Origin of the sequence: Nocardia testacea NBRC 100365 (assembly GCF_000308775.1) — a bacterium.
GTDB lineage: Bacteria > Actinomycetota > Actinomycetes > Mycobacteriales > Mycobacteriaceae > Nocardia > Nocardia testacea.
The window spans coordinates 34,105-59,743 of record NZ_BAGJ01000168.1 but is presented as its reverse complement, the minus strand read 5'-3'; the positions used below and the strand labels follow the sequence as shown (position 1 = coordinate 59,743).

The window sequence follows — 25,639 nt, the reverse complement described above, 5'->3', positions numbered from 1 at the left end:
CCGGGACGTTTCGGCCCGGACGAGGAGCCAGGACGTGACAGAGCACCATGAGACGCGCGACGTCTCCGGCGATGCTCCCAACGTCACCACCCGCACACTGCAGAAGGGTATTCCCCAGGCTACGGTGGCGCGGCTGGCCACCTACCTCCGGGTGCTCGCCCTGCTGACCGATGACGGTGTGGCCATCGTATCCAGTGAGGAACTGGCTGTCGCGGCGGGTGTCAATTCCGCCAAATTGCGCAAGGACCTGTCGTTCCTGGGCCCCAACGGGGTCCGCGGTGTGGGCTACGACGTGGCGCGGCTGCGGGCCCGGATCGAAGATGTGCTCGGGCTGTCCGGTGGGCACCGGGTGGTGCTGGTCGGCGCCGGCAATCTCGGGCGCGCGCTGGTCGGCTACCGCGGGTTCCGGCGCCGCGGCTTCGCGGTGGTCGGGGTCTTCGACAACGACCCCGAGGTGATCGGCCGTGAGGTCGAGGGCCTGCGGGTACGCGACGCGGCCGAGCTCACCGACGGTATCGCGGTACTGCGCCCGACCATCGCGGTGATCGCGGTGCCCGACGACGCCGCCCAGCAGGTGTGCGACGAGCTGGTGGCCGCCGGGGTGCAGTCCATCCTGAGTTTCGCGCTGTGCCCGCTGACCGCACCGCCGGGCGTCGAGTTACGCCGGGTGGATCTCGCCGTGGAGATGCAGATGCTCTCGTTCGAGCGGGTCCGCAATGCCGACCCGGAGGAGCCTGCCACCGGCCGGGGCGACGGCGTGAGCACCGCGGATGTGGCGGAGAACGCGTCCGAATCGGCAAACGATCCCACCGCGGGCGGCGTTGGAAACGGTAGTGCCGTACCGGCCGCTCATCCACTGAACGGCTCCGGCCGGATCGCTCGCCGGATGCCCGCGCATTCGACGCCGGGCTCCGCCGGGCTGTCCCATTGCGCGGCGCAGGCCGCCCAGACGACCTCGCATACGGCAACGGAGCCAACCAGCAAGGGATCGGTGGTCACACCATGAGCGTTCTTCTCGTCGGGATCTCCCATCGCAGCGCACCCGTGGCGATGTTGGAGAAGGTGGCGATCACCGATGCCGATCGGCCCAAGCTGATCGACCGCATGCTGGCCTCCAGCCATATCTCCGAAGCCATGATCGTCTCCACCTGCAACCGGGTGGAGATCTACGCGGTGGTCGACGCGTTCCACGGTGGACTCGCCGACGTCGGCGAACTGCTGACGGCCCATTCCGGACTGCCGATGCCGGAACTGACCCGGCACGCCTACGTGCGCTACAGCGAGGCCGCCGCCGAGCATCTGTTCGCGGTGGCCAGCGGGCTGGATTCGATGGTGGTCGGCGAACAGCAGGTGCTCAGCCAGATCCGTAGCGCCTACACCACCGCCGACGCGCAGCAGGCCGTCGGCCGGACGCTGCACGAACTCTCCCAGCAGGCGCTGCGCGTCGGTAAACGGGTGCATTCGGAAACCGGCATCGACCGGGCCGGCGCCTCGGTGGTGTCGGTGGCCCTGGATCGGGCGACCACGGTCCTGGGACCGCTGACCGGCCGTACGGCCGCGGTGATCGGCGCCGGCGCCATGGGCGGCCTGTCGGTCGCGCATCTTGCCCGCGCCGGGGTCGGGCGGATCCTGGTGGTCAACCGCACCCCCGAACGTGCGCAGCGGCTCGCCGCGACCGCGGAATCGCACGGCGTGGCGGCGCAGGCCTACGAACTTTCCCGGCTCGCCGACGCATTGTCGGTGGCCGATGTGGTGGTCACGTGCACCGGCGCGGTGGGGTCGGTGATCACCCTGGCCGACGCGCACAACGCGCTGTCGGCTCCCGAGCGCCGCCCGGGCCGTCCGATGGTGTTCTGCGATCTGGGCCTACCCCGTGATGTGGAGCACGCGGTGGCGGGGCTGCCCGGTGTGACGGTGATCGATATCGAGACCCTGCAGCACGATCCGGCCGCCGGGGCCGCGGCCGGCGATACCGCCGCCGCCCGCGCCATCGTCGCCGAGGAACTGGCCAAGTACCTGGCCGGACAGCGTATGGCCGAGGTCACGCCGACTGTCGCCGCGCTGCGTCAGCGCGCCGCCGAGGTGGTGGAGGCCGAACTGCTGCGACTGGATTCGCGGCTGCCGCGGCTGGCCGATCCCGAACGCGACGAGGTGGCACGCACCGTGCGGCGGGTGGTGGACAAACTGCTGCACGCTCCGACGGTGCGGGTCAAACAGCTGGCCAGCACCCCCGGCGGCGACAGCTACGCCGAGGCGCTGCGCGAACTGTTCGAACTGACCCCCGGATCGGCCCAGGCGGTCGCGGCGCCCATGGAGATCAGCCGAGCCGAACACAACGGTGCCGGCTGGATGGGCCTGGATGGCGAAGTAGCCCTGGCCGACGATTTCACACCCGCCGGCCACGACGAGGAACAGGAGCAGTCGACATGACAATCCTGCAGGGCTCGGACGCGGCCTCCGGCGCGGGCGCCGGGGGGCCCGGAGCGGCCCGGCGCCCGTGGCGGATCGGCACCCGCGGCAGTCTGCTCGCGCGGACCCAGGCCGGAGATGTACGGGACGCGCTGACCGCGGCCGGGCAGCCGGCGGAACTGGTGATCGTGGAGACACCGGGCGATCTGTCCGCCGATCCGGTCCAGGAGATCGGGGTCGGCGTGTTCACCAGTGCGCTGCGCGCCGAACTCGCCGCCGCGACCATCGATATCGCGGTGCACTCGTACAAGGACCTGCCCACCGCCGGCGACGACCGTTTCGCGCTCGCCGCGGTGCCGCCGCGCCAGGATCCGCGCGACGCACTCGTCGCCCGCGACGGTCTGGTGCTGGGTGAGCTACCGCCGGGCGCGGTGGTCGGCACCTCCGCGCCGCGCCGGGTGGCGCAACTGCTGGCCCTGGGCCTGGGTCTGGAGATCCGGCCGCTGCGCGGCAATCTCGACACCCGGCTACGTCAGGTCGCCCAAGGTGAATTCGACGCTGTCGTGGTCGCCCGCGCCGGACTGGCCCGGATCGGCCGGCTGGACGCCGTCACCGAGGCGCTGGAACCCGTGCAGATGCTGCCGGCGCCCGCGCAAGGCGCGTTGGCGGTGGAATGCCGTGCCGACGACACAGACCTGATCGACCTGCTCGCCGTCCTCGACGACGCCGCCACCAGAACGGCCGTCACCGCGGAACGAGCGCTGCTCGCCGAACTCGAGGCGGGCTGCACCGCGCCCGTCGGAGCGATCGCCGAAATCGTCGAATCTCTGGACGACGACGGGCGCATCGTGGAGGAACTCTCGCTGCGTGGCTGTGCCGCCGCGCTCGACGGTTCCGATGTGATACGGGCCTCGACGGTGGGTGCACCGGCCGAGGCCGCCGAACTCGGTCGCGCACTGGCCCGCGAACTGCTGGAGCTGGGTGCCGGCGAGCTACTCGCCGCCGGATCCGGCACTGCGGAACCGGATCTCGCGAGAGCCGGGAACAACACCACCCCCGCGGGAACGAGCACCGCCGCAGCGCAATCGAGCACCGCTGCCGCGGGAACGAGCACCGCCACGGACTTCACCGAACCCAGTCCAATGGAGAACAACCGATGAGTCGAGCCAGCAAGAAGCATCCGGGGCGGATCCTGTTCGTCGGGTCGGGCCCGGGGGACCCGGCATTGCTGACCACCCGATCGCGCGAAGTGCTGTGCCGGGCCACCCTCGCGTTCACCGATCCCGATGTGGACGCCGGGGTACTCGCCCTGATCGGCACCGAGGTCGAACCGGAACCCGACGGGGAACGCTCGGTCGATGTCCGGCCCGCCCTCGGTGAACCCGCCGAGGTCGCCAAAACGCTGATCGCCGAGGCCAAAGCCGGCCACGACGTGGTGCGGGTGGTTTCCGGTGACCCGCTCACCACCGACGCGGTGATCGCCGAGGTCACCACCGTTACCCGCTCGCATATCGTCTTCGAGGTGCTGCCCGGGCTGCCGTCGGGCTCGGCGGTGCCCAGCTACGCCGGAATCGCCCTGGGCTCCGGCCACACCGAGGCCGATGTGCGCGGCGAAGTGGATTGGCCCGCCCTGGCCGCCGCGCCCGGACCGCTTGTGTTGCACGCCACCTCCGGCCATCTGGCCGAAACCGCGAGCGCCCTGGTCGAACACGGCATGGCCCCGCAGACCCCGGTCGCGGTGACCGTCCGCGGCACCACCCGCCAGCAGCGCACCATCGAAGCCACCCTGGCCACCCTGAACAGCGCCGCCTCCGAACTGGTCGGCCCGCTGGTGGTCACCATCGGCAAGGCGGTCGCGCAGCGGTCGAAGATGTCGTGGTGGGAGTCGCGCGCGCTGTACGGCTGGACCGTGCTCGTACCGCGGACCAAGGACCAGGCCGGCGAGATGAGCGAACGGCTGGTCACCCACGGCGCCATCCCCAAGGAAGTCCCCACCATCGCGGTGGAACCGCCGCGCAGCCCCGCTCAGATGGAACGCGCGGTCAAGGGCCTGGTGGACGGCCGCTACCAGTGGGTGGTCTTCACCTCCACCAACGCCGTCCGCGCGGTCTGGGAGAAATTCGCCGAATTCGGTCTCGACGCCCGCGCGTTCTCGGGCGTGAAGATCGCCTGCGTCGGCGAGGCCACCGCGGAGAAGGTGCGCTCGTTCGGTATCAACCCGGAACTGCTGCCCAGCGGGGAACAGTCCTCCCTCGGCCTGCTCGCCGACTTCCCGCCCTACGACGACGTCTTCGATCCGGTGAACCGGGTCCTGCTGCCGCGCGCGGATATCGCCACCGAGACCCTGGCCGAAGGACTGCGCGAACGCGGCTGGGAAATCGACGATGTGACGGCCTACCGCACGGTGCGGGCCTCCCCGCCGCCCGCGGAAACCCGCGAGATGATCAAGACCGGCGGTTTCGACGCGGTGCTGTTCACCTCGAGCTCCACGGTCCGCAATCTCGTCGGTATCGCCGGAAAGCCGCACGCCCGGACCATTGTGGCCTGCATCGGCCCGAAAACCGCCGAGACCGCGGTGGAGTTCGGCCTGCGCGTCGATGTGCAGCCGGAGGTCGCGCAGGTGGGCCCGCTGGTGGAAGCTCTCGCCGAACACGCGGCGCGGCTGCGGGCCGAAGGGCTCCTCCCGCCCCCGCGCAAGAAGAGCCGGCGCAGCCGCTGACCGGTGGCCCCGGTCAGGGGCGCCGAACCCGCCCGCACCGGCACCCCTAGACTTCAACCCATGAGCGGTATCGAGCGTCCGCGGCGGCTGCGGCGTACGCCGGCGTTGCGGCGGCTGGTGGCGGAGACCAGTCTGGAGCCGCGGCACCTGGTGTTGCCGATGTTCGTAGCGGATGGGTTGTCCGAGCCCCGGGAGATCGGTTCGATGCCCGGGGTGTTCCAGCATTCGCTGGATTCCCTGCGCAAGGCCGCCGCCGAGGCGGTCGCGGCCGGGGTGGGCGGGCTGATGCTGTTCGGGGTGCCGAAGCCGGAGGACAAGGATCCGGTGGGGAGCGGCGCGACCGACCCGGAGGGCATTCTGAACCGGGGGTTGCGGGCGCTGGCCGCAGAGGTGGGGGGTTCCACCGTGGTCATGGCCGATACCTGCCTCGACGAGTTCACCGATCACGGCCATTGCGGTGTGCTGGACGCCTCGGGTGCGGTCGACAACGACACCACGGTGCGGCGGTATGTGGAGATGGCGCTGGCGCAGGCCGAGGCGGGCGCCGATCTGCTCGGCACCAGCGGGATGATGGACGGTCAGGTCGGTGCGATCCGCGACGGGCTGGACGAGGCGGGCCGCATCGATACCGCGATTCTCGCCTATGCCGCCAAGTACGCGTCGGCGTTCTACGGTCCCTTCCGGGAGGCGGTGGCGTCGTCCCTGCAGGGCGACCGCCGGACCTATCAGCAGGACGCGGCCAACCGCCGGGAGTCGATCCGGGAGCTCGAGCTGGACTTGGAGCAGGGCGCCGATATCGTCATGGTGAAACCGGCCATGTCGTATCTGGACATTCTGCGCGAGGTGGCCGATCGCGCACCGGTTCCCGTTGCGGCCTACCAGATTTCCGGGGAGTACTCGATGATCACGGCGGCGGCCGAACGCGGATGGATCGATCGCCGGGCCGCCGTGCTGGAATCGCTGACCGGTATCCGACGTGCGGGCGCCGATATCGTGCTCACCTATTGGGCGACGGAGGCGGCGCTCTGGCTGTCATGACTCCGCCGGTGGATATTGTCACCGCGCGGCAACTGTGGTGGGGCGTAATCGGTTTGGGTGTGGGCCGGTTGTTCGTGTCCCTGGTCGACACCCTGACCAACCGTGAGCGGTTCAGCGCGGATCTGCGGGAGCGGATGCAAGCGGCGGATCCGCAGATCACACCGGCGATGATCGACCTGCTGGTCACGGTGGGCGCGGTACTGGGCGTGATCCTGGGCCTGGCGGTGGCCGCGCTGGCCGTGCTGGTCGTGCATCAGCTCGGCCGCGGGAAGTTGTGGGCACGTACCCTGCTGACCTTCGCCGGGGTCTGGCTGGTGATCTCCGGGGTGATCGCGCTGTTCTCCATCGGCGTGGTGGAGGGGGCCGGCCCGGTGTTGTCCGGGGCGGCGTCCATCGTGCAGGCGGTTCTGGCCGGCGGTGCGATCTTCCTCTGCCAGCGCCCGGAAGCGGCGAAATGGTTCCTGCCGCCGCGTGGGCCCGGTGCGCCCGGAAACGGTTGAGACTCGGTGCCCACCTCGCTGACCAGGGCGTTTTTGCCGACACAGACTCGGTGACCGATTCAGATAACGAACGTGGAGTTTGTTCCCGGTATTCCGCCATGTATGGTGAGGGCTGTCACAGAGGACATGCCAACCGGCGGCCTCGGGTACCCGGTCAGTAGGACGGGAGACCTGACCGTCCGGGGATCGGAGGCAATGATGCGAGTGGTGATCCAGCAGCCACAGAGTATTCGGCGGGATATGCTCGTACTGACTCTTCTGGTCCTGTTCGGGGTTCTCACCGTCGCGGTTCTGCTGATCCCCGGCGTTATCGGCTGATACGGGTGGCCCTCGTTTCCGGCCGGTTCGCCCATGCCTGATCGAGTGGACACCGCCCCGGAGGCCGGAGAGGTCCTCTTCTCCGAGCCCGGAGCCCGCTGGCGTGCGGTTGCCTACGGACCCCTGGTCTGTGCGCTGCTGCTGGCCGTGGAGGTCGCGGTGGGTGTTACGCCGCACTGGTTCGCCCTCATCTTCTGCGCCGTGCTGATCAGTGGGTTCGCGGTACTGCAGGTGTACGCGGCACGCACTCATGTCAGCGTCGAACTCACCGACGGCTTTCTGCGCAACGGTGCCGAGACGACACCGGTCCGGTCCATCGTGGCGGTGCTACCGGTGGATGCCGACGAACCCTGGGAGAGCGGCCGGGCGCTCGGTGAATTGACCGGGGTCCCGCGGCGGCGTACCGCGATCGGCCTGCGCCGCACCGATGGTGAACTGGTACGCACCTGGGCCAAGGATCACCGCGCGCTGCGGTCGGCGTTGACCCGGGTGGTGGGCGCGCCCCCCGTCGACGAGGACAGTGCGCCGGGTACCGGTCGCGACGATTGATTATCGGGTTCCGCGCGGGCACGATCGGGTGGATCGCGTCCGAGCCGCCGACCCGAGGAGACCTGTGAACCGTCCGCTCGTCCTACCGGCCGTCGATATCGCTGTGGCGGTTCTCGCGCTGGCGCTCGCCGCGCTCTGCTGGAACCTGGGTGTGCAGAACACCGACTTCCCGGCGACGGGAGACGTGCCGGCCTACACCGCGACCCGCTATGCGGGGCCGTGGTTGTTTCTCGCGATGCTGCTGGTGGCGGGTGCCGGCACCGCCGTCATCGATGCCGTGACGCGGTTGGTCCGGACGCCTCGGCGAGGCTGAACCGGCCGGTCAGCGCCACTGCTGGTAGATATCGAACACCCGGCCGTGCGGTGCCCCCGGGACGTGGAAGAACACCAGGACCGAACCGCCGTTGTCGGCCGATTCCAGGATGACCTGGCGCAGGGAGGCGTGGACGGCGCCGTTCTCGTCGCGGTACAGGCGGGTGTCGCTGTCCAGGCCGGCGCCGATCCGGGAGGGCGGGACGGCGTGGTCGACCAGGGCCGGGATCGGACCCGCGGCCAGCGCCGCGGTCTCGGGCTGGCTCAGCCGGAATCCGGCGCGGACGTTGTCGGGGTCCATGACCGGTTCGGCGGCTGCCGCCGTACCCGCGCCGAGGCCGGTGGCCAGGGCTCCGAAAGCTACCGAGACCAGAGAAAGAGCCGCAGTACTCCTGGCAATTCGCAAAACGACCTCCCCGGCCGATGATCCACTGATTGTTCCGATGCAGACAGAGAGTACGCACTCGGGTCCTGACCCGGCTGTATTTGGCTCCGTCGGTGTCGCCGCCGCGGCGTATGTCACGTATGTACACCCTGTCGTCGACGTGGCCGGAGGCGGCTGCCAAACTGGAGGCCGTGAGTTCTCTGCGCGTGGCCGGTACGGCGGTGCCGGCCTCCAGTCAGCTTTTCCAGCGAGCCGAAGCAGTTGTCCCCGGTGGTGTCAATTCCCCGGTGCGTGCCTTCGGCTCGGTGGGCGGCACGCCGAGGTTCATCACATCCGCCCGGGGCTGTCGGCTGACCGACGCCGACGGTAACGATTACGTCGATCTGGTGTGCTCCTGGGGGCCGATGATTCTCGGGCACGCCCATCCTGCGGTGGTCGAAGCGGTTCGTGAGGTGGCGGGGTCGGGATTGTCCTTCGGGGCGCCGACACCGGGTGAGGTGGAACTGGCCGAACTCATCGTCGAGCGGGTCGCTCCGGTGCAGAAGGTCCGGCTGGTGAATTCCGGGACCGAGGCGACCATGAGCGCGGTCCGGCTGGCGCGCGGGTACACCGGACGCAGCAAGATCATCAAATTCGCCGGGTGTTATCACGGCCACGTCGACGCGCTGCTGGCCGAAGCCGGCTCCGGCGTCGCCACATTCGCGCTGCCGACCTCGCCCGGTGTCACCGGGGCGCAGGCCGCCGACACCATCGTGGTGCCCTACAACGATCTGGACGCCGTGCGCGCCGCCTTCGAGGCGAACCCCGGCGAGATCGCCGCGGTGATCACCGAGGCGGCGGCCGGGAACATGGGCGCGGTCGCGCCGCTGCCCGATTTCAATGCCGGACTGCGCCGGCTCACCTCCGATCACGGGGCGCTGCTCATCATGGACGAGGTGATGACCGGTTTCCGGGTGAGCAGGGCGGGCTGGTACGGACTCGATCCGGTGGCCGCCGACCTCTACACCTTCGGCAAGGTGATGAGCGGCGGGCTGCCCGCGGCCGCGTTCGGCGGCCGGGCCGAGGTGATGGACCGGCTGGCCCCGCTGGGCCCGGTCTATCAGGCCGGTACCCTCTCCGGCAATCCGGTGGCCGTGGCGGCCGGGCTCGCGACCCTGCGCGCCGCCGACGACGCGGTGTACGCCGCGCTGGACCGCAACAGCGAACGGCTCGGGATTCTGCTCACCGACGCCCTCACCGGCGCGGGGGTCCCGCACCGGGTGCAGTTCGCGGGCAATATGGTCAGCGTGTTCTTCGCCGATGAACCGGTACTCGACTATGCCGCCGCCAAGGCGAGCGAAACCTGGCGCTATCCGGGCTTCTTCCACGCACTGCTCGACGGCGGGGTGTACGCGCCGCCCAGCGCGTTCGAGGCCTGGTTCGTCTCGGCCGCGCTCGACGACGCCGCATTCGACCGAATCGCCGCAGCTCTGCCCGCCGCCGCGGAGGCGGCCGCGAGCGCCACACCCGAAGGAAATCGCGCGTGAGCAAGCCCGATCCCGAGCGCGTATCCGCCGTCCCGGACGACCGGGACGATCCGATATCCACCACGGGACCCGTGGTCCCCGCCGCGGCGACCGGCGCCGATCCCGCAACGCCGGGTGAGGTCGCCGCGGCCGCGCCGTCGGCCGGCGCGTCCGACGCCGATTCGGTCGAAACCATCGTGCATGTGCTGCGGCACGGTGAAGTGCACAATCCGCGGGGGATCCTCTACGGCAGGCTGCCCGGTTTCGGTCTGTCGGTGACCGGGCGGGCACAGGCCGGGGCGGTCGCGCGGGCGCTGGCCGATCACGATATCGCCCTGGTCATCGCGTCGCCGCTGCAGCGCGCGCAGGAGACGGCCGAGCCGATCGCGGGCCGGCACGGGCTGATCGTGCGCACCGACGAGAACCTCATCGAGGCCGGTAACACCTTCGAGGGGCTGCGGGTTTCGGTCGGTGACGGCGCACTGCGCAAACCCCGGCACTGGTGGAAACTGCGCGATCCGTTCACCCCCTCCTGGGGCGAGCCCTACCTGCAGATCGCGCACCGCATGCTGGCCGCGGTGAACAAGGCCCGGGTGGAGTCGGCCGGTCGCGAGGCGGTGCTGGTCTCCCATCAGCTGCCGGTGTGGACGCTGCGCCGGTTCCTGCAGGGCCAGCGCCTCTGGCACGATCCGCGCAGCCGGCAGTGCGGTCTGGCCTCGCTCACCTCACTGGTGTACCGGGGCGACACCCTCGTCGATATCGTCTACTCCGAGCCCGCGGGTGGTTCGGATCCGACGGTGCACGGCGCATGAACGGTCAGCGTCCGGAGGCGGTAGCGCAGCGTGACCACGCAGGGCGCCCGTTCATGCGCCGGAAGGCAGAGCGCATGAACGGTCAGCGTCCGGAGGCGGTAGCGCAGCGTGACCACGCAGGGCGCCCGTTCACGCGCCGGAAGGCAGAGCGCATGAACGGTCGGCGTCCGGAGGCGGTAGCGCAGCGTGACCACGCAGGGCGCTCGAAGGCAGCGCGCAAGAGGAGCGGGTTCGCGGTATTCGGGTCCCGGCTGCTGCCGGCGCTCGCCGCACTGCTGTGCTTGACCGCGTCGGCCTGTTCGACCGGTACCGACGCGGTGGCCACCGGCGGCACCTTCGAGTTCGTCTCGCCGGGCGGGCAGACCGATATCTTCTACGATCCGCCGGCCACGCGTGGCACGATCGGCAAGCTCTCGGGTCCGGAGCTGATGTCCGATACCGGGGAGAACGTCTCGGTGGAGGATTTCCCGGGCCAGGTCGTCGTCATCAATCTGTGGGGGCAGTGGTGCGGGCCCTGCCGCGGTGAAGCCCCTGCGCTCGAACAGGTCTACGAACAGACCAAAGATCTCGGGGTCGCTTTCCTCGGGATCAATGTCCGTGATTTCCAGCAGGACAAAGCACGAGATTTCGTAATCGATAACCACGTCGGTTATCCGTCGATCTACGACCCGTCCATGCGCACACTGCTGGCGCTCGGTGGAAATTTCCCGACCAGTGTCATTCCCACAACTCTGGTATTGGATCGGGACCACCGGGTGGCGGCGGTTTTCCTGCGCGCCCTACTCGCCGAAGATCTTTTACCGGTGGTGCAGAGCATCGCCGCGGAGGGAGCATCATGAGAAGTCTTCGATCCCGAGGCGTACGCCGCTACGGGGCCACCCGGCCACCGCGCGGAGTCCGGGCCGAAGTACTGGTCAAGTCCTCGCTCGGCTCGTGGGAGCTACAGCCCGCGGCCCAGCAGCCCGGCAGCGACCGGCGGGTGTCGAGTTCGCGCCCGTCGGGTGGCCGGGGTTCGACCGCGCCGGGCGGCCGCGGTGACGAGCGGCGCGTGAACAACTCCGAGGGCGATTCGGAGCGTAGTTCGCGTTGACGGTGTTGGCAGGAGTGGGGGAATCGTTTCAGCAGACAGCGGCCACCGGGCCGTTGCTGCTCGCCCTCGGCGCCTGCCTGCTGGCCGGTCTGGTGTCGTTCGCTTCGCCGTGCGTGGTGCCGCTGGTACCGGGGTATCTGTCCTACCTGGCCGGCCTGGTCGGTGCGCAGGCGCCGCCGGCGACCGTGGACCAGGCCCGGAGCCATCGGAACGCGCCGCCCGCCGGTGGTACCGCCACGGCGGTGCTCACCGAAACCCCCGCCGACTCGGCTACCGCGTCGGCCCCCGAGTCGGGGCGGCTGCGGGTCGCGGGTGCGGCGGGACTGTTCGTGGCCGGTTTCACGGTGGTGTTCGTGCTGGCCACCGCTACCGTTTTCGGTCTCATCCAAACTCTGAACGTCAACCGGGAGCTACTGCAGCGCCTGGGCGGCGTGGTCACCATCGTGATGGGCCTGGCGTTCCTGGGCCTGATCCCGGCGCTGCAGCGTGATACCCGGATGGAACCCCGGCGGCTCGCCGGGATCGCCGGGGCCCCGCTGCTCGGCGCCGTGTTCGCGCTCGGCTGGACGCCCTGCCTGGGACCGACACTGTCGGGTGTGATGGCGGTGGCCGCCGGTACCGAGGGCACCACAGCGGTGCGCGGCGTTGCCCTCATCGTCGCCTACTGCCTGGGACTCGGCCTGCCGTTCGTGATCCTGGCGTTCGGGTCGGCGAGCGCGCTGCGCGGTGTGGGTTGGCTGCGGCGCAATTCCCGCCGGATCCAGATCGTCGGCGGAATTCTGCTGGTCGCGGTGGGCGCGGCATTGGTCACCGGAGCCTGGGACCAGTTCGTCGGCTGGGTCCGTGACGGCTTCGTCGCCGAGGTGACGTTGCCGATATGACCGTGACGACGCATCCCGAGGCACCCCCGGCCCTACCGCCCCGGCAGTCCCCGCTGGGCCGCGCCCGCGCGCTGGTGCGCAACGCCTGGCGCGGGCTCACCAGTATGCGGACCGCCTTGGTGCTGCTGTTCCTGCTGGCATTGGCCGCGATTCCCGGCGCCCTGCTACCGCAACGCAGCCTGAACGAACAGAAGGTCGCGACCTATATCGCCGACCGGCCGGTGCTCGGTGAGTGGATGGACCGGTTCGAGCTGTTCGACGTGTTCTCCAGCTTCTGGTTCACCGCGGTCTATGTGCTGCTGTTCATCTCCCTCGTGGGCTGCATCCTGCCCCGCACGGTGGACCACTATCGGGCCCTGCGGACCCCGCCGGTGCGGGTGCCGCGCAATCTGGCCCGGCTGCCGCACCACCACCGGGTCGTGCTCGACGGCAGCGTGGACGAGATCGCCGAGCGTGCGCGGACACGGCTGCGCGGTTGGCGTATCGCGGTCCGGCCGGGGGAGCGCGAGGGCGAGGTGACGCTCTCCGCGGAGAAGGGTTACACCCGCGAGCTGGGCAATCTCGTGTTCCACCTGGCGCTGGTGGGTCTGCTGGTGGCCATCGCGGTCGGCAAGCTGTTCGGGTACGAGGGCAATGTGATCGTCGTCGCGAACAACGGCCCCGGTTTCTGTACGACCTCACCTGCGGTCTTCGACTCGTTCCGGGCCGGGAACGTGAACGACGGCACCGGGATGACCCCGATGTGCGTGAAGGTGAAGAATTTCCGGGCCGACTATCTCGACAACGGTCAGGCCGAGATGTTCACCTCCGATATCTCGTATCAGGAGGGCGCGGATCTGGCCGCCGGCACCTGGCGGGATACGACCCTCCGGGTGAACCATCCGCTGCGGGTCGGCGGCGACCGGGTCTACCTGCAAGGACACGGTTACGCGCCGACGTTCACCGTCACCTTCCCGAACGGTGAGAAACGCACCGAGACCGTGCAGTGGCAGCCCAACGATATGCAGACCTTCCTGTCCAGCGGGGTGCTGCGCATCGATCCGCCGGGTGGGATGTTCGCCACCGAAGCCGAGCGGCGGCAGAACCAGATCGCGATCGAGGGACTGTTCGCGCCGACCGCCAGTTTCCACGGGTCCCTGCTCACCTCGGTGTACCCGGAGATGACCGATCCGGCGGTGGCGGTGGATGTCTATCGCGGCGACACCGGTCTGGACACCGGCCGCCCGCAGTCGATCTTCGCGCTCGATCAGGAGATGGTGGCGCAGGGCCGGCTCACCAAGGAGGCCCGGGTGAATCTGCGGCCGGGCGAGACCACGAAGCTGCCGGGCGGCACCGAGGTGCGGTTCGACGGCGCCGAGGAGTTCGTGAACCTCCAGGTGTCGCACGACCCGGCGCAGCAGTGGGTACTGGTCAGCGCGCTGGTGATGATGGGCGGGCTGCTGGTATCACTGCTGGTTTCGCGGAGGCGGGTCTGGTTGCGGGTGACCCCGGAGGGTACCGTGGAGCAACGACGCGTCGTAGTAGAGATGGGCGGACTGGCCCGTACCGATCAGGCCGGCTGGGGCGGGGAGTTCGATCGCCTGCGGCACCGTCTGCTGGACGCGTCCGGCGACTGATCGCCGCCCCAGAGCATCCGCGTGGGCGACCACGCACGGGCAGCCGCGCTGCCCACCGAGCACCGCGGTACGAACACGGGAGATGTAACGATGCCGATCGACGATACGCTCGCCGGCTACAGCGACCTCGCCTACAAGACGTCGATCGTCGTGTACGCGCTGGTGCTGCTGCTATTGATCGTGCAGTACGCCTCGGCGCGGGTCCGGCAGGTGAGCGAGCGGGAGATGGTGCCCGCCGGTGGTGTCGCCGCGGGCAGCGAGACCCCGGGCCGGATCGTCGAGACCCCGGCGCTGCCGCTGTCCGAGCGGCTCGGCAATATCGCCTTCTCGGTACTGTTCGTGGCGGTGGCCCTGCACGTGGGCTCTATCGTGCTGCGCGGTTTCTCCACCGGGCGGTTCCCCCTCGGCAATATGTACGAGTTCGTATCGATGGCGACCGCGGCCGCGGCAGTCGTCGGCCTGGCGTTCATGCGGGACGCGCGGTATCGGGCGATGTGGGTGTTCCTGCTCGTGCCGATGCTCATCCTGATGTTCCTCGCGGGCACGGTGCTGTACACCGACGCCGCTCCGGTGGTGCCCGCGCTGCGCTCGTTCTGGCTGCCGCTGCACGTCACGATCGTGAGTCTGGGCAGTGGGGTGTTCCTGGTGTCGGGTGTGGCGAGCCTGCTGTTCCTGTACCGGCTGCGTCAGCCCGAGGGCGCCGAATCCTCGAATATCCTGGGCACGATCGCGCGTCGCCTGCCCGATGCCCGCACGCTGGACCGGCTGGCCTATCGCACCACCATCATCGGATTTCCGCTCTTCGGCGCCGGGGTCATTCTCGGGGCGATCTGGGCCGAGGCGGCCTGGGGGCGGTTCTGGGGCTGGGATCCGAAGGAGACCTGCTCGTTCATCGCCTGGGTGCTCTACGCCGCGTACTTGCACGCGCGGGCCACCTCGGGCTGGCGGGACACGAAAGCCGCGTGGATCAATGTGGCGGGCTTCGTGGCGATGCTGTTCAACCTCTTCATCATCAATCTGGTCGTTTCGGGTCTACACAGCTACTCCGGCCTGACCTGATCGGACGGCTCTTTCTCGGGCCGTAATGATCGTTACTCCGCCGCAATGCTCGGTTGCTATTGTTCGGGCGAGTTATTTGCTGAACTGTACAAGGCCCGGCTTGCTGTTTGCCGGGTGTGACCGGTCATTTCCCCTCCATAGCGCGGCGAGCAATGAGGAGAGCGGCAGTGGATTCGGAGAATTTCAGTTCGGATAACAGCGGCGATGCCGATTGCTGCGCATCCGTGGCCGCGAACAACGCGCTCATCTGCGGTCTGGAACCGGACTCACTGGTCAGACTGGTCCGCACCGCCGTGGGGCTGCCGGCCGAGGCGCTCGACCGCCTGGCCGTGGTGGCGGATAAATTACGGGCCGTCGAAGGGCTGCCCCAACTGGACAGCACCAGCGATTGAACCTGCCCTCCGTACCGCGGGAAATCCCCGCGGCAGGCGTTGGCGGGGGCATCGGGTCAGTGTTCGGCGGGCCCCGGATCGCCGTCCCGATGTTTCTGCTGACGAGAGATACGCCAGAGGAATTCGGGATCGTCATCCGGGCCGAGAACACGCTTTCTGGTCGGTCCCGGAGCGGGCGTGCTCTGCCCGGGGCCGAATGCCTTCCAGCACAGCACCACGATCGCCACGATCGCGATGAGTGCCAACAGGTACATCACGTGGCTCACCTCCTCCAACGAGGTTAACTCCACGAGCCGCTACGGGGTAAGTGCGGACGGGGAGCAGGCGTACCTACGCCACCTCCGGCCGTGAGCTCTTGGGATACCTCTGCCTTCGCGGCGGCGCGCACTGATTGCCTACCCGTGGTCGCCGGCGCGCACAGTGGATGGGCGGCGCGCCGGACCCGCCGGGTGGTCCGCCCGGGCCGGTCGAGCTCAGCCGCGTGCTGTGAGCGGCCGAGCTCCTGCCGGTGACGCCGTCGGTGCGGATGCGGCTCAGCTGCCGCGTACGGTCGCCTCGGTGGTGAGCGATTCGAGCAACCGCATCACCTCCGTTTCGCGGAACCGGCGATGGCCACCCGGGGTGCGCAGCGAGCCGAGCCGTCCCGCATGCGCCCAGCGGGTGACGGTCTTGGGGTCTACGTGGAACAGGGCGGCAACCTGGCCCGGGGTCAACAGGTTCTCCTGCGCCCCCATGGCGATCGCGGTCATGGCAAACCTTTCTGTTTCGTCACGTTCTCTCATCGGATTCCGACATAGTGGCACCGCGACCCCCGGGTGTTCGAACCACCTACTGTTGGTAAAGCGGAGGTAATGGACAAAACGGATACGCGATACAGGGGCGTTCGGTACGTCGCTTACGCTGGTCAGGTGAGTGACGCGAACCTATCCGAGGAACCGAACGCCCCCCGGCCCGGTACGTCGCCGGGCCGTCGGCTGGCACGCAATCTGGCGCTCTACACCCTGGCCCGGCTGGCGCTGGTCGTGCTGCTCACCGCCGTGATCATGGCCGTGACCGCGGTGATCGGCGTGCAGATTCCGCTGGTCGTCGCCATTCTCTTCGCGATCGTCATCGCGATGCCGCTCTCGCTCACCCTGTTCAAGGGCCTGCGCGCCGCGGTGAACTCCGATATCGCGTCGGTGGACGAACGCCGCCGCCGGGACAAGGCACAGCTGCGGGCACGGCTGCGCGGGGAGACCGGAACAGCGGCGCCGGAGAAGCCCGCCGCCGAAGGGTCCGGAAACACGGCGGAGAGCACGCCGGAAACGGATCCGGAGCGGGGGGAAAAGGGCAGCTCCGGCGGCCCGGCGTGAAGTCCTGCGCGCGCGGCAACCCGCGCGACTGGGCCGACGAGGCGGTCCGGCTCATCGATGCCGACGCCCAGCGCAGCGCCGACACCCATCTGCTGCGGTACCCGCTGCCCGCCGACTGGAAGGTGCAGCTCTACCTCAAGGACGAATCCACCCATATCACCGGCAGCCTGAAACACCGGCTGGCCCGGTCCCTGTTCCTCTACGCCCTGTGCAACGGCTGGATCACCGAGGGGACCACGATCGTCGAGGCATCCTCCGGCTCGACCGCGGTGAGCGAGGCGTATTTCGCCCAGCTGCTCGGCCTGGAATTCGTGGCGGTGGTTCCGGCCAACACCTCGCCGCAGAAGATCGCGCTCATCGAAGCCCAGGGCGGGCGGTGCCACTACGTCCGGCGCCCGCCCGATATGTACACCGAGGCGGCCCGGCTGGCCGCCGAATGCGGCGGGCACTACCTGGACCAGTTCACCAACGCCGAACGCGCCACGGACTGGCGGGGGAACAACAATATCGCCGAGTCCATCTTCGACCAGCTTCGCCTGGAAACCCATCCGGTGCCGGAGTGGATCGTGGTCGGCGCCGGTACCGGTGGTACCAGCGCGACCATCGGGCGGTACCTGCGGTACCGCCGCCATCCCACCCGGCTGGCCGTGGTGGATCCGGACAACTCCGCCTTCTACGGCGCCTACGAAACCGGGCTGCGCGACTACACGACCGGTATGCCGTCGCGGATCGAGGGGATCGGGCGGCCCCGGATGGAACCCTCGTTCGTCCCGGAGGTGGTGGACCGGATGATCCACGTCCCCGACGCCGCCTCGATCGCCGCGGCCCGGTTCGCGAGCCGGGGCCTCGGCCGGAAGGTGGGCGGCTCCACGGGAACCAACTTCTGGGGCGCGTGCGCGCTGATCGCCCAGATGCTGGCGGCCGGGCGCAGCGGCAGCGTGGTCACTCTGTTGTGCGACGGCGGTGAACGCTACGCGGGCACCTATTACAGCGACGAATGGGTCGCGGGCCAGGGCTGGGACCTGACCGGGCCGACCGCCGTACTGGAGGAGTTCCTGTCCACCGGCCGGTGGCGGGCCTGACGCCGCGACCGCGGTGGCGACGACGAGGTCACACCGTGGCGCGGCGCATACGATGACGTCGGTATGGTTCTCGATCCGGGCCGCTCGAACGGCCGTCCTCCGGTGATCCAGGCGTCCGCGGACGACACGCTCGTGGTGACGCTGCTGGGTCGTATCGCGCTGCGCCGCGATGCCGGACTGGTGGCCCTGCCGGGGACCCGGGCCCGGTTGTTGCTGGTCGCGCTGGCGCTGCGGCCGGGACGCAGCCGCAGCGCCGCCCGGCTCATCGAAGACGTCTGGGGCGAGGAACCTCCGCGCTCGCCGATGAACGCGCTGCACACCCAGATCTCGCGGCTGCGGGCCGCGCTACCCGAAGGGGTGCTGGAGGCCGGTCCGTCCGGATATCGGCTCGCGCTGGAGCCGGAACAGGTGGATCTGACGGCGGCGCGGCAGTCGGCGCGCCGGGCCGGTGCCGCGTTGGCCGCGGGTGACCCGGCGGCGGCGCTGGCGATTACGGAACGGGCCCGCGGCCTGTGGTCCGGTGAGCCGGGTACCGAGCTGCCGCCGAGCGAACCGGCCACCGAACTCGCCGAGCTGGCCGCGGAATACGCCGGCGAACTCGACGATATCGAGCGGGCGGCCCGGGAGGCCTGCGGTGATCTGGACGGGGCCGTCGAGATCGCCCGCGCGCAATCGCGGCGGCGGCCCGCCGACGAGGGCCGCGCCCGGACCCTGATGCGCCTGCTCGCCGCCGCGGGCCGCGACAACGAGGCACTGGACGTATTCGCCGCGCTGCGGACGACGCTGGCCACCGAACTCGGCACCGATCCCGGAGCCGCGATCACCGAACTCAATACCGCGATCCTGCGCGGCGGTTTCGGCCCCGGCACGGATACGAGTCGGCCGAAACCGGCCCCGCCGGCGCCACCGGTCGGCGCGGTCGGCGTGCGGGCCGCGCCCAATCCACTGCTCGGCCGTGCCGACGATCTGGCGGAACTGGCGCGCCTGCTCCGGGTTTCGCGGGTGACCACGGTGCTCGGGCCGGGCGGGGCCGGAAAGACGCGGGTGGCCAATGAACTGGCCGCGCGTTCGGCAGTGGATCGGCCGGTGGTGCTGGTGGAACTGGCCTCGGTGCGTCCAGAGGGGACCAGCCGGGACGCGGTGGTGGATATCGAGTCCGCGATAGCGGGTGCGGTGGGTCTGGGGGAGACGGTCCGTGATCGCGCACTGCCGCAGGTGCGCCCACCCACCGACAGCGGGCGCCGGCTGCGCGACGCGCTGTCGGCCCGGCCGATGCTGCTGGTTCTGGACAACTGTGAACATCTCATCGAAGGCGCGGCCCTGGTGGTCGCCGATCTGGTGGGCAGCTGTCCCCAGCTGACCGTGCTCACCACCAGCAGGGCACCGCTGGCGATCACCGCCGAAACGGTATATCCGCTGGCGCCCTTGGCGATCGACCCGGCCGGTTCACCGGCGACCGACCTGTTCGCCGCCCGGGCCCGCGCGGTGCGGCCGTCGGTGCGGCTGGACCCGGCGGTCGTGGCCCGGCTCTGCCATACGCTGGACGGGTTGCCGCTGGCCATCGAACTCGCCGCCGCCCGGGTGCGGACCATGAGCGTGGAGGATATCGAGCGGCGGCTCGACCAGCGCTTCGCACTCTTGCGTACCGGCGACCGCACCTCACCGGAACGGCACCGCACACTGCACGCGGTCATCGCCTGGAGCTGGAATCTGCTGGAGCCGTCCCAGCAGATCACATTGCGCCGGATGTGCCGTTTCCCGGCGGGTTTCACGCTGGACGCGGCGGAGGCGGTGGCCGGTGATCCGGAGGTCGGCGATATCGCGACAGCCGTCGACGGACTGGTCGGGCAGTCGCTGCTGACCGTGGTCGAGGACACGGGCCCCGATCACGCCGTGGGTGTGCGCTACCGGATGCTGGAGACCGTTCGCGAATTCGGTGAGCAGCAATTGATCGCGGCCGAGCACGAGAACGGCGGCGAAGTCGAACTCGTGGAGTCGCGGATGGCGCGCTGGGCCCGCGAATTCGCGGTGGCGGCCGCGCAGCGTTACCTCGCCGGTGACGAACTCGGGCCGGCTCTGCTCATGGTCGCCGAACTCGACAACCTCGTCGCGGTGCTGCGCCGGGCCGAGGCGGACCGGGACCGGTTCACCGTGTACGCCGTGTTCCCGGCGGTCGCCATGCGGTGGGTGGCACACGGGGCCCACCTGGAACTGCTGGGATGGATTCCGCGGCTGCTGGCGCTACCACCGCCGGCGCGGGCGTCGGGAACCTACGCGGATCTGCACATGCTCGGCCATGCGATGACCGCGCTGCACCTGGCTTTCATGACTCGCGGTCTCCGGGAGTTGGCGGTGGTCCGGTTCCGAGTCCGGGCGCTGCTGCGGCACGCCGTCGGGATGGCCGGGACCCTGCGTTATCTCGGGCTGCTGCTGACCTGCCCCGCCGACGCGGTACGGCTGGCCCGGCTGCTCGCGGACGGAGCGCGTGCCGAGGATACGCAGATCAGAATTGTCGCGCTGGTGGCCCGGGCCAATATCTGGGAGAACATGGGCCGCATCCATGCCTCCCGGCGCGACGCGCAGGCGGCCCGGGCGCTCACCGGTGAGGCGCAGGTATGGAACCGGGCGATGGTGGTGCAGCATCTGGGCGCGCTGGACGGGCAGACCGCCCACTACCGCGAATCGGTCGGCTACTACGAAGAAGCGGCCGAGTTGCTGCTCCGGATCCGCGCCTACGACGAAAGCCTCGAGGTGCGGTCTTATCTGGCGGTCTGCCTGGCCGGTATCGGGGAGCCGGCGCGAGCGCGCCGGGAACTCGCGGCGGCCCTGGGCCTGTCCGGTTCCGGCCGGGCGGGACTGGAACTGGTCGACGATCCGACCATCCGCCGCAACCATCGGCTGTCCACGATCGCGGCCGGCCTGGCCGAGGTCGAACTGGCCGAAGGTGATATCGAGGCCGGATTGGCCCATTTCCGGCGCGCGCTGGACCTGCTGGCCTGGCAGGAAGGTGAATTCACCCCGGGTCCGGGGGCATTGCTGATGTGCGCGACGACCGTCGCCGCGCATGTGCTCGCCGGGCAGGCCGAGACGGTGGCGGCAATGGTGCCCGAACTCGCCGGTATGGCACTGGACCGGCTCGACGGCGTCCCGGACCTGCCGCAAATCGGTGCGGTGGCCTGTGCGCTGGGGTCGGGATTGCTGGCCCTGGACGAGCGGACCGAGGCCGCGGTCGAGCTGCTCGCGCTGGCGCAGGTGGTGTCGGGCCGGCAGGACTATCCGGTGATCCGGTGGGAGCGTCACTGTGCGCTGTGGCGGGACCGGATCGGCGCGTCGCGTTTGGCGGCGGCACTGACGGTCGCGCGCCGGTCGCGCAGGAATGTGGCCGCCGCGCGGATTCTGGAGCTGGTCGGCGGGATCGCGGCGAGGACGCCGGGCCCGCTCGATCGGCTCGTGGCCGATTGAGCGGGCCCGGCGGCCGCGGTCATCAGGCGCGGCGCATATAGGCCCGGACGGTCAGCGGCGCGAAGACCGCGACGATCGCCGCGGCGCCGACCAGGGACCAGACGACGTGCATGCCGATATGCCCGGTGTTCATCAGGTCCCGGCAGGCCCAGACCAGGTGGGAGACCGGATTGACGTCGATGAAGGCCTGCAGCCAGCCCGGCATCGTCTCCTTGGGCACGAAGGCCGGGGAGGCGAAGGTGAGCGGGAACATGACCAGCATGGAGTAGCCCTGTACCGCCGAGGCCTTGTTGGCGATCACGCCGAAGAAGGCCCAGATCCAGCTGGTGGCGAAGGAGCAGGCCACGACCAGCAGCACCGCCAGCAGAACACCGGCGGGCTCCGGGCGGAAGCCCATGAGGAAACCCATTACGACGGTCAGCACCGAGGCGATGCCGTAGCGCACCATATCGGCGGTCAGCGCACCGGACAGCGCGGCGATCCGGGCGATGGGCAGGGATTTGAAGCGGTCGAAGACGCCCTTCTCCATGTCCTCCTTGAGCTGTACGCCGGTCACCACCGAGGTCATCACCACGGTCTGGACAAGAATGCCCGGAATGATCACCGGCAGATAGCTCTTCACATCCCCGGAAATCGCCCCGCCGAAGATGTAGGTGAACATCAGCGTGAAGATCACCGGCTGGATCACCACGTCGAAGAGCTGCTCGGGATTGTGCTTGATCTTGAGCAGACCCCGGTAGGCCATGGTCAAGGTGTTGTCGAAGGTTCTGCGCAGGCCGATACGGGCGGCCGGAGCCGGCACCGGCGGCGCCACCACGGGCGCGGGCTCGGTCAGTGTCGTGGTCATGCTGCGGTCCGTTCGGTATCGGTATCGGTATCGGTATCGGTATCGGATTCGGCCGGATGGCCGGTGAGGGTGAGGAACACTTCGTCGAGGCTGGGTTTGGTCACCGTGATCTCCTCCACCGCGACCGCGTGGTCGCGCAGGCGGATCAGCAGATCGGTGGTGCCGTTCGGATCGGGCAGCGCCGCGGTGAGCCGCCCGGCCTCCGGCGTGGTCTGGGCCTCGGTGCGCAGCACCTCGGCGATGATCCGGCGGGCGATGTCCAGCTGGGACCGGTCGGCCAGGGTGAGCTGTAGCGAGGACCCGCCGATGGAGGCCTTCAATTCGTCGGCGGTGCCGTCGGCGATGACCCGGCCGTGATCGATCACCGCGATCCGATCGGCCAGCTGGTCGGCTTCGTCCAGGTACTGGGTGGTGAGCAGGACGGTCGTGCCACCCCGCACCAGCCTGCGGATGGTTTCCCACATCTGGGCCCGGGTGCGTGGGTCGAGGCCGGTGGTCGGCTCGTCGAGGAACAGCAGCGGCGGAGTCGCGATGAGACCGGCCGCCAGGTCCAGCCGGCGGCGCATACCGCCGGAGAAGTTCTTCAGCGATTTGTTCGCCGCGTCCGTGAGGTCGAACTCCTCGAGCAGTTCGGCGGTCCGGCGCCGGGCGGCCGATCGGCTCAGCCCGAGCAGCCGGGAGAAGACCATCAGGTTCTCGGTGGCGGTCAGGTCCTCGTCGACCGAGGCGTACTGGCCGGTGACGCCGATGAGCGACCGCACGGCGCCCGGTTCGGCGACGACATCGTGGCCGAACACCCGGGCGCTGCCGCCGTCGGGGCGCAGCAGAGTGGCCAGCATGCGGATGGTCGTGGTCTTTCCCGCCCCGTTCGGCCCCAATACGCCGTAGACCGAGCCCTGCGGCACGGCCAGGCTCACGCCGTCGACGGCCCGCTGGGTGCCGAACACCTTGACCAGGTCGTTCGCCTCGATCGCGAACGTGGCCGCGGATTCGTGTTTCGTCATAGCGGCTACGGTCACCTCTCCGTCTTGCACGGCTCTTGCGCCGCGGTTGCGTACACCTGTCGTCAATTTTTGTTGACATCGGAGGTAAGTGTCAATAAAAATTGACGTATGACAGAAGCAACCACGCTGGCCGCGGCGGCGGGCAGCCCGGACCCCGCGGTGGGTCTACGGGCGGTGCTGGCGCTGCGCAGACTCCTCGAGCGGCTCGAAGCCATCCAGGTGGGCAATGCCCGGGACCAGGGCTGGTCCTGGCAGGCCATCGCCGACGCGCTCGAGGTCAGCAAACAGGCGGTTCATCAGAAGCACAACCGGAGAGACAGGGGTCGATAGATGTTCGAACGATTCAGCAGGGCCGCCAGAACGGCGGTCGTCGCGGCGCAGGAGCAGGCGCGCGAACTGGGGTCCCCGGAGATCCGGGTCGAGCACCTCCTGCTCGGACTGCTGGAAGAGGGCGAACCGCAACTGCGCTCGCTACTGGAGCAGACCGGGCTCACACTGCACAGCGCGCTGCAATCGCTGAGCGCCGCGACCACGGACGATCCGCTGGGTCCCGGCGACGCCGAGGCACTGCGTTCCATCGGTATCGACCTGGACGCGGTGCGCGAAAGCCTGGAAGCCGGGTTCGGTGCCGACGCACTGGAGCGGGCGATCCCCGCCGACGAACCCCGCGGCCGTCGCCGGACCGGGCGGTTCGGGCATATCCCGTTCACGCGCGATGCCAAGAAAGCGCTGGAACTGTCGCTGCGGGAAGCCCTGGCGCGCAAGGATAAATCCATCGAATCCGGACATGTCCTGCTCGGCATCCTGCGCGCACCCGGTCCGGTCGCCACCGAACTGCTCGGCGGCCCCGACGGGATCACCCGCCTGCGCGGCGAGATCGACGCCCTCCTCGGCAAAGCGGCATGAGCGCAGCCGGCCCGGCGTAGGTGGCGTCCCCGGACGCTGTCGGCCGGGCCGGAATCCCGCGGTATCCGGCGCGCGACCCTCCGGTGTGCTTAGCATGAGATATGCAGCTTGTGCTCCGGTTGATCGGCACCGCCTTCGCCATCTGGCTCGCCGCGCTATGGGTCGGCGATATCGAACTCGTCTCCCCGCCCGATCAGGGCAACGGCGCGAAGATCGTGGTCCTGCTCGCGGTGGCGGCGGTATTCACGGTGGTGAACGCCTTCGTCAAACCGCTGGTGAAACTCCTGTCACTACCCCTGGTCATCCTGACCCTCGGCCTGTTCCTGCTGGTGATCAACGCGCTGATGCTCCTGCTCACGGCCTGGATCACCGAAGTGACCGATTACGGCCTGCGGATCGACGGATTCTGGGCGGCGTTCCTCGGGGCGATCATCGTCACGATCGTCAACTGGGCCATCGGCATCCTGATCCCGGACAACGACTGAGCGGTCAGGCGCCGAGCCAGAGGGCGACCGCGGACAGCACCGACCAGGCCAGTAGGGCGAGGCCGGAATCGCGCAGGGCGGGAATCAACTCCAGGCCGGCGCGGTTTCCCCGGACCGGAGCGTTCGCGCGGACGGCCAGGGGGAGGGCCAGCAGGCCGGCCAGGGCCCAGGGGGTGCGGGCCGCGAGGGCCAGGGTCAGGACGAACGGGACCACCAGCAGCACCAGATGCACGGTGCGGGTGCGGGTGTCACCCAGTTTCACCGCCAACGTCGTCTTGCCGGTTTCGCTGTCGGTCGGGATATCGCGCAGATTGTTGGCCACCAGCACCGCGCTGGAGAACGCGCCGACCCCGATCGCGAGCGCCACCCCGGCCCAGTCGATCCGTAGCGCCTGGACGTACTGCGTACCCAGCACTGCCACCAGGCCGAAGAACACGAAAACGGCGATCTCGCCGAAACCGCTGTAGCCGTAGGGCCTGCTCCCGCCGGTGTAGAACCAGGCGCCCGCCAGGCACACCGCGCCGATCAGCAGCAGCCACGGGGCCGACAGCACCGCCAGGACCAGCCCCAGTACCGCGCCGACCGCGAGGCTCGCGACCGCTGCTCCCCGTACCGCGGCGGGGGAGGCCAGCCCGGAGCCGACCAGTCGCAGCGGGCCGACGCGTTCGTCGTCGGTACCGCGGATGCCGTCGGAGTAGTCGTTGGCGAAATTGACCCCGATGATCAGCGCCAGCGAAACACCCAATGCCAGCAGTGCCTTCCACCACACCGCCCCGTCGATGGCGGCCGCGGCGCCGGTACCGGCCACGACGGGGGCGATCGCGTTCGGCAGAGTTCTGGGCCGGGCGCCCTCGATCCATTGTGCTGCGGTAGCCATCTCCGCAGCCTAATGCGCGCGGTCCGGGGCGGCCCAGCC

27 protein-coding genes and 1 pseudogene are annotated in these 25,639 nt (G+C 69.6%); 22 read left to right on the top strand and 6 right to left on the bottom strand.

The features are described 5' to 3' along the window. The first annotated feature begins 34 nt into the window (after positions 1-34). From ON38_RS22715 to ON38_RS22675, 8 genes are all read left to right on the top strand, one after another. Entirely contained in the window at positions 35-1,006 is a 972-nt protein-coding gene (locus ON38_RS22715) for a redox-sensing transcriptional repressor Rex (protein ID WP_039826945.1), read from the top strand. Continuing rightward, positions 1,003-2,430 carry a glutamyl-tRNA reductase gene (locus ON38_RS22710; RefSeq protein WP_039826944.1) on the top strand — a complete coding sequence of 476 codons (1,428 nt, stop codon included), beginning with the start codon at positions 1,003-1,005 and terminating at the stop codon, positions 2,428-2,430. Before ON38_RS22715 ends, ON38_RS22710 begins: the two co-directional genes overlap by 4 nt. Then, complete coding sequence (gene hemC / locus ON38_RS22705) at positions 2,427-3,569, top strand: hydroxymethylbilane synthase (RefSeq protein ID WP_039826943.1); 1,143 nt, start codon at positions 2,427-2,429, stop codon at positions 3,567-3,569. The genes ON38_RS22710 and hemC overlap by 4 nt, the downstream gene beginning before the upstream one ends. Next, positions 3,566-5,128: a bifunctional uroporphyrinogen-III C-methyltransferase/uroporphyrinogen-III synthase gene (locus tag ON38_RS22700; protein ID WP_039826942.1), complete on the top strand. Its 1,563-nt coding sequence runs from the start codon at positions 3,566-3,568 to the stop codon at positions 5,126-5,128. Before hemC ends, ON38_RS22700 begins: the two co-directional genes overlap by 4 nt. Positions 5,129-5,188: 60 nt before the next feature. Next, the gene (gene hemB / locus ON38_RS22695; protein ID WP_039826941.1) at positions 5,189-6,166 is read left to right on the top strand and encodes a porphobilinogen synthase; all 978 of its coding nucleotides are present in this window, start codon (positions 5,189-5,191) and stop codon (positions 6,164-6,166) included. Positions 6,167-6,174: 8 nt separating this feature from the next. Then, positions 6,175-6,666, top strand: coding sequence for a hypothetical protein (locus ON38_RS22690; protein WP_245564158.1), 492 nt, complete (start codon positions 6,175-6,177; stop codon positions 6,664-6,666). 351 nt (positions 6,667-7,017) lie between these two features. Further along, positions 7,018-7,533 (top strand): transport-regulating membrane protein Mce1N, encoded by a 516-nt coding sequence (gene mce1N, locus ON38_RS22680; RefSeq protein ID WP_051165066.1) that lies wholly within the window; start codon positions 7,018-7,020, stop codon positions 7,531-7,533. A gap of 64 nt (positions 7,534-7,597) precedes the next feature. Then, positions 7,598-7,846 carry a hypothetical protein gene (locus ON38_RS22675; RefSeq protein ID WP_039826939.1) on the top strand — a complete coding sequence of 83 codons (249 nt, stop codon included), beginning with the start codon at positions 7,598-7,600 and terminating at the stop codon, positions 7,844-7,846. 9 nt (positions 7,847-7,855) lie between these two features. Here the strand turns inward: ON38_RS22675 and ON38_RS22670 are convergent, their stop codons facing one another. Beyond that, a complete protein-coding gene (locus ON38_RS22670; protein WP_039826938.1) occupies positions 7,856-8,251 on the bottom strand; it encodes a hypothetical protein in 396 nt (131 codons plus the stop codon). Between the two features lie 170 nt (positions 8,252-8,421). Here ON38_RS22670 and hemL point away from each other — a divergent pair, with 170 nt between their 5' ends. From hemL to ON38_RS36185, 8 genes are all read left to right on the top strand, one after another. Continuing rightward, positions 8,422-9,756 carry a glutamate-1-semialdehyde 2,1-aminomutase gene (gene hemL / locus ON38_RS22665; protein ID WP_051165074.1) on the top strand — a complete coding sequence of 445 codons (1,335 nt, stop codon included), beginning with the start codon at positions 8,422-8,424 and terminating at the stop codon, positions 9,754-9,756. A gap of 173 nt (positions 9,757-9,929) precedes the next feature. After that, positions 9,930-10,547, top strand: a complete 618-nt coding sequence (locus ON38_RS22660) for a histidine phosphatase family protein (protein WP_039826962.1) — start codon at positions 9,930-9,932, stop codon at positions 10,545-10,547. A gap of 152 nt (positions 10,548-10,699) precedes the next feature. Beyond that, entirely contained in the window at positions 10,700-11,386 is a 687-nt protein-coding gene (locus tag ON38_RS22655; RefSeq protein ID WP_083873022.1) for a TlpA disulfide reductase family protein, read from the top strand. Then, the gene (locus tag ON38_RS36190; protein WP_157181844.1) at positions 11,383-11,637 is read left to right on the top strand and encodes a hypothetical protein; all 255 of its coding nucleotides are present in this window, start codon (positions 11,383-11,385) and stop codon (positions 11,635-11,637) included. Before ON38_RS22655 ends, ON38_RS36190 begins: the two co-directional genes overlap by 4 nt. Further along, positions 11,634-12,518 (top strand): cytochrome c biogenesis CcdA family protein, encoded by an 885-nt coding sequence (locus ON38_RS22650; RefSeq protein WP_039826937.1) that lies wholly within the window; start codon positions 11,634-11,636, stop codon positions 12,516-12,518. The genes ON38_RS36190 and ON38_RS22650 overlap by 4 nt, the downstream gene beginning before the upstream one ends. Beyond that, complete coding sequence (resB, locus tag ON38_RS22645; RefSeq protein WP_039826936.1) at positions 12,515-14,134, top strand: cytochrome c biogenesis protein ResB; 1,620 nt, start codon at positions 12,515-12,517, stop codon at positions 14,132-14,134. The genes ON38_RS22650 and resB overlap by 4 nt, the downstream gene beginning before the upstream one ends. 90 nt (positions 14,135-14,224) lie before the next feature. Next, positions 14,225-15,193: a c-type cytochrome biogenesis protein CcsB gene (gene ccsB / locus ON38_RS22640; RefSeq protein WP_039826935.1), complete on the top strand. Its 969-nt coding sequence runs from the start codon at positions 14,225-14,227 to the stop codon at positions 15,191-15,193. 167 nt (positions 15,194-15,360) lie between these two features. Continuing rightward, positions 15,361-15,585, top strand: a complete 225-nt coding sequence (locus ON38_RS36185; protein WP_030525604.1) for a hypothetical protein — start codon at positions 15,361-15,363, stop codon at positions 15,583-15,585. Positions 15,586-15,641: 56 nt separating this feature from the next. Here ON38_RS36185 and ON38_RS22635 read toward each other — a convergent pair whose 3' ends face one another. Both ON38_RS22635 and ON38_RS22630 read right to left on the bottom strand, forming a co-directional pair. Then, a complete protein-coding gene (locus tag ON38_RS22635; protein ID WP_039826960.1) occupies positions 15,642-15,842 on the bottom strand; it encodes a hypothetical protein in 201 nt (66 codons plus the stop codon). 276 nt (positions 15,843-16,118) lie between these two features. Then, positions 16,119-16,334, bottom strand: coding sequence for a BldC family transcriptional regulator (locus tag ON38_RS22630; protein WP_039826934.1), 216 nt, complete (start codon positions 16,332-16,334; stop codon positions 16,119-16,121). A gap of 159 nt (positions 16,335-16,493) precedes the next feature. Between ON38_RS22630 and ON38_RS22625 the strand changes: the two are divergent. From ON38_RS22625 to ON38_RS22615, 3 genes and pseudogenes are all read left to right on the top strand, one after another. Next, positions 16,494-16,856 (top strand): annotated as a pseudogene (locus ON38_RS22625) (DUF4229 domain-containing protein); the annotation flags it as partial. Positions 16,857-16,933: 77 nt separating this feature from the next. Further along, positions 16,934-18,019, top strand: a complete 1,086-nt coding sequence (gene cds1 / locus ON38_RS22620) for an L-cysteine desulfhydrase Cds1 (RefSeq protein ID WP_039826933.1) — start codon at positions 16,934-16,936, stop codon at positions 18,017-18,019. A 63-nt stretch (positions 18,020-18,082) separates the two neighbouring features. Beyond that, positions 18,083-21,481, top strand: a complete 3,399-nt coding sequence (locus ON38_RS22615) for an AfsR/SARP family transcriptional regulator (RefSeq protein WP_039826932.1) — start codon at positions 18,083-18,085, stop codon at positions 21,479-21,481. Positions 21,482-21,503: 22 nt separating this feature from the next. Here ON38_RS22615 and ON38_RS22610 read toward each other — a convergent pair whose 3' ends face one another. Both ON38_RS22610 and ON38_RS22605 read right to left on the bottom strand, forming a co-directional pair. Continuing rightward, positions 21,504-22,328, bottom strand: coding sequence for an ABC transporter permease (locus tag ON38_RS22610; protein WP_039826931.1), 825 nt, complete (start codon positions 22,326-22,328; stop codon positions 21,504-21,506). Further along, on the bottom strand, positions 22,325-23,332 hold the full coding sequence (locus ON38_RS22605) for a daunorubicin resistance protein DrrA family ABC transporter ATP-binding protein (RefSeq protein ID WP_039826930.1): 1,008 nt from the start codon (positions 23,330-23,332) through the stop codon (positions 22,325-22,327). The genes ON38_RS22610 and ON38_RS22605 overlap by 4 nt, the downstream gene beginning before the upstream one ends. Positions 23,333-23,440: 108 nt before the next feature. Here ON38_RS22605 and ON38_RS22600 point away from each other — a divergent pair, with 108 nt between their 5' ends. The 3 genes from ON38_RS22600 to ON38_RS22590 all read left to right on the top strand — a co-directional run bounded on the left by ON38_RS22600 (position 23,441) and on the right by ON38_RS22590 (position 24,723). Then, a complete protein-coding gene (locus ON38_RS22600) occupies positions 23,441-23,662 on the top strand; it encodes a hypothetical protein (RefSeq protein WP_039826929.1) in 222 nt (73 codons plus the stop codon). Beyond that, positions 23,663-24,238 (top strand): Clp protease N-terminal domain-containing protein, encoded by a 576-nt coding sequence (locus ON38_RS22595; RefSeq protein ID WP_039826928.1) that lies wholly within the window; start codon positions 23,663-23,665, stop codon positions 24,236-24,238. Positions 24,239-24,339: 101 nt separating this feature from the next. Further along, on the top strand, positions 24,340-24,723 hold the full coding sequence (locus tag ON38_RS22590) for a phage holin family protein (protein WP_039826927.1): 384 nt from the start codon (positions 24,340-24,342) through the stop codon (positions 24,721-24,723). Between the two features lie 4 nt (positions 24,724-24,727). Here the strand turns inward: ON38_RS22590 and ON38_RS22585 are convergent, their stop codons facing one another. Then, the gene (locus ON38_RS22585) at positions 24,728-25,600 is read right to left on the bottom strand and encodes a 1,4-dihydroxy-2-naphthoate polyprenyltransferase (RefSeq protein ID WP_039826926.1); all 873 of its coding nucleotides are present in this window, start codon (positions 25,598-25,600) and stop codon (positions 24,728-24,730) included. Positions 25,601-25,639 lie beyond the last annotated feature (39 nt).

Bases quoted from the DNA above. Each gene is read 5' to 3' on its own strand.
- ON38_RS22710 (WP_039826944.1), top strand. From the start codon at position 1,003: ATGAGCGTTCTTCTCGTCGGGATCTCCCATCGCAGCGCACCCGTGGCG.
- hemC (WP_039826943.1), top strand. From the start codon at position 2,427: ATGACAATCCTGCAGGGCTCGGACGCGGCCTCCGGCGCGGGCGCCGGG.
- ON38_RS22700 (WP_039826942.1), top strand. From the start codon at position 3,566: ATGAGTCGAGCCAGCAAGAAGCATCCGGGGCGGATCCTGTTCGTCGGG.
- hemB (WP_039826941.1), top strand. From the start codon at position 5,189: ATGAGCGGTATCGAGCGTCCGCGGCGGCTGCGGCGTACGCCGGCGTTG.
- mce1N (WP_051165066.1), top strand. From the start codon at position 7,018: ATGCCTGATCGAGTGGACACCGCCCCGGAGGCCGGAGAGGTCCTCTTC.
- ON38_RS22655 (WP_083873022.1), top strand. From the start codon at position 10,700: ATGAACGGTCGGCGTCCGGAGGCGGTAGCGCAGCGTGACCACGCAGGG.
- ON38_RS36190 (WP_157181844.1), top strand. From the start codon at position 11,383: ATGAGAAGTCTTCGATCCCGAGGCGTACGCCGCTACGGGGCCACCCGG.
- resB (WP_039826936.1), top strand. From the start codon at position 12,515: ATGACCGTGACGACGCATCCCGAGGCACCCCCGGCCCTACCGCCCCGG.
- ccsB (WP_039826935.1), top strand. From the start codon at position 14,225: ATGCCGATCGACGATACGCTCGCCGGCTACAGCGACCTCGCCTACAAG.
- ON38_RS22630 (WP_039826934.1), bottom strand. From the start codon at position 16,334: ATGACCGCGATCGCCATGGGGGCGCAGGAGAACCTGTTGACCCCGGGC.
- ON38_RS22615 (WP_039826932.1), top strand. From the start codon at position 18,083: ATGGTTCTCGATCCGGGCCGCTCGAACGGCCGTCCTCCGGTGATCCAG.
- ON38_RS22610 (WP_039826931.1), bottom strand. From the start codon at position 22,328: ATGACCACGACACTGACCGAGCCCGCGCCCGTGGTGGCGCCGCCGGTG.
- ON38_RS22605 (WP_039826930.1), bottom strand. From the start codon at position 23,332: ATGACGAAACACGAATCCGCGGCCACGTTCGCGATCGAGGCGAACGAC.
- ON38_RS22600 (WP_039826929.1), top strand. From the start codon at position 23,441: ATGACAGAAGCAACCACGCTGGCCGCGGCGGCGGGCAGCCCGGACCCC.
- ON38_RS22595 (WP_039826928.1), top strand. From the start codon at position 23,663: ATGTTCGAACGATTCAGCAGGGCCGCCAGAACGGCGGTCGTCGCGGCG.
- ON38_RS22590 (WP_039826927.1), top strand. From the start codon at position 24,340: ATGCAGCTTGTGCTCCGGTTGATCGGCACCGCCTTCGCCATCTGGCTC.
- ON38_RS22585 (WP_039826926.1), bottom strand. From the start codon at position 25,600: ATGGCTACCGCAGCACAATGGATCGAGGGCGCCCGGCCCAGAACTCTG.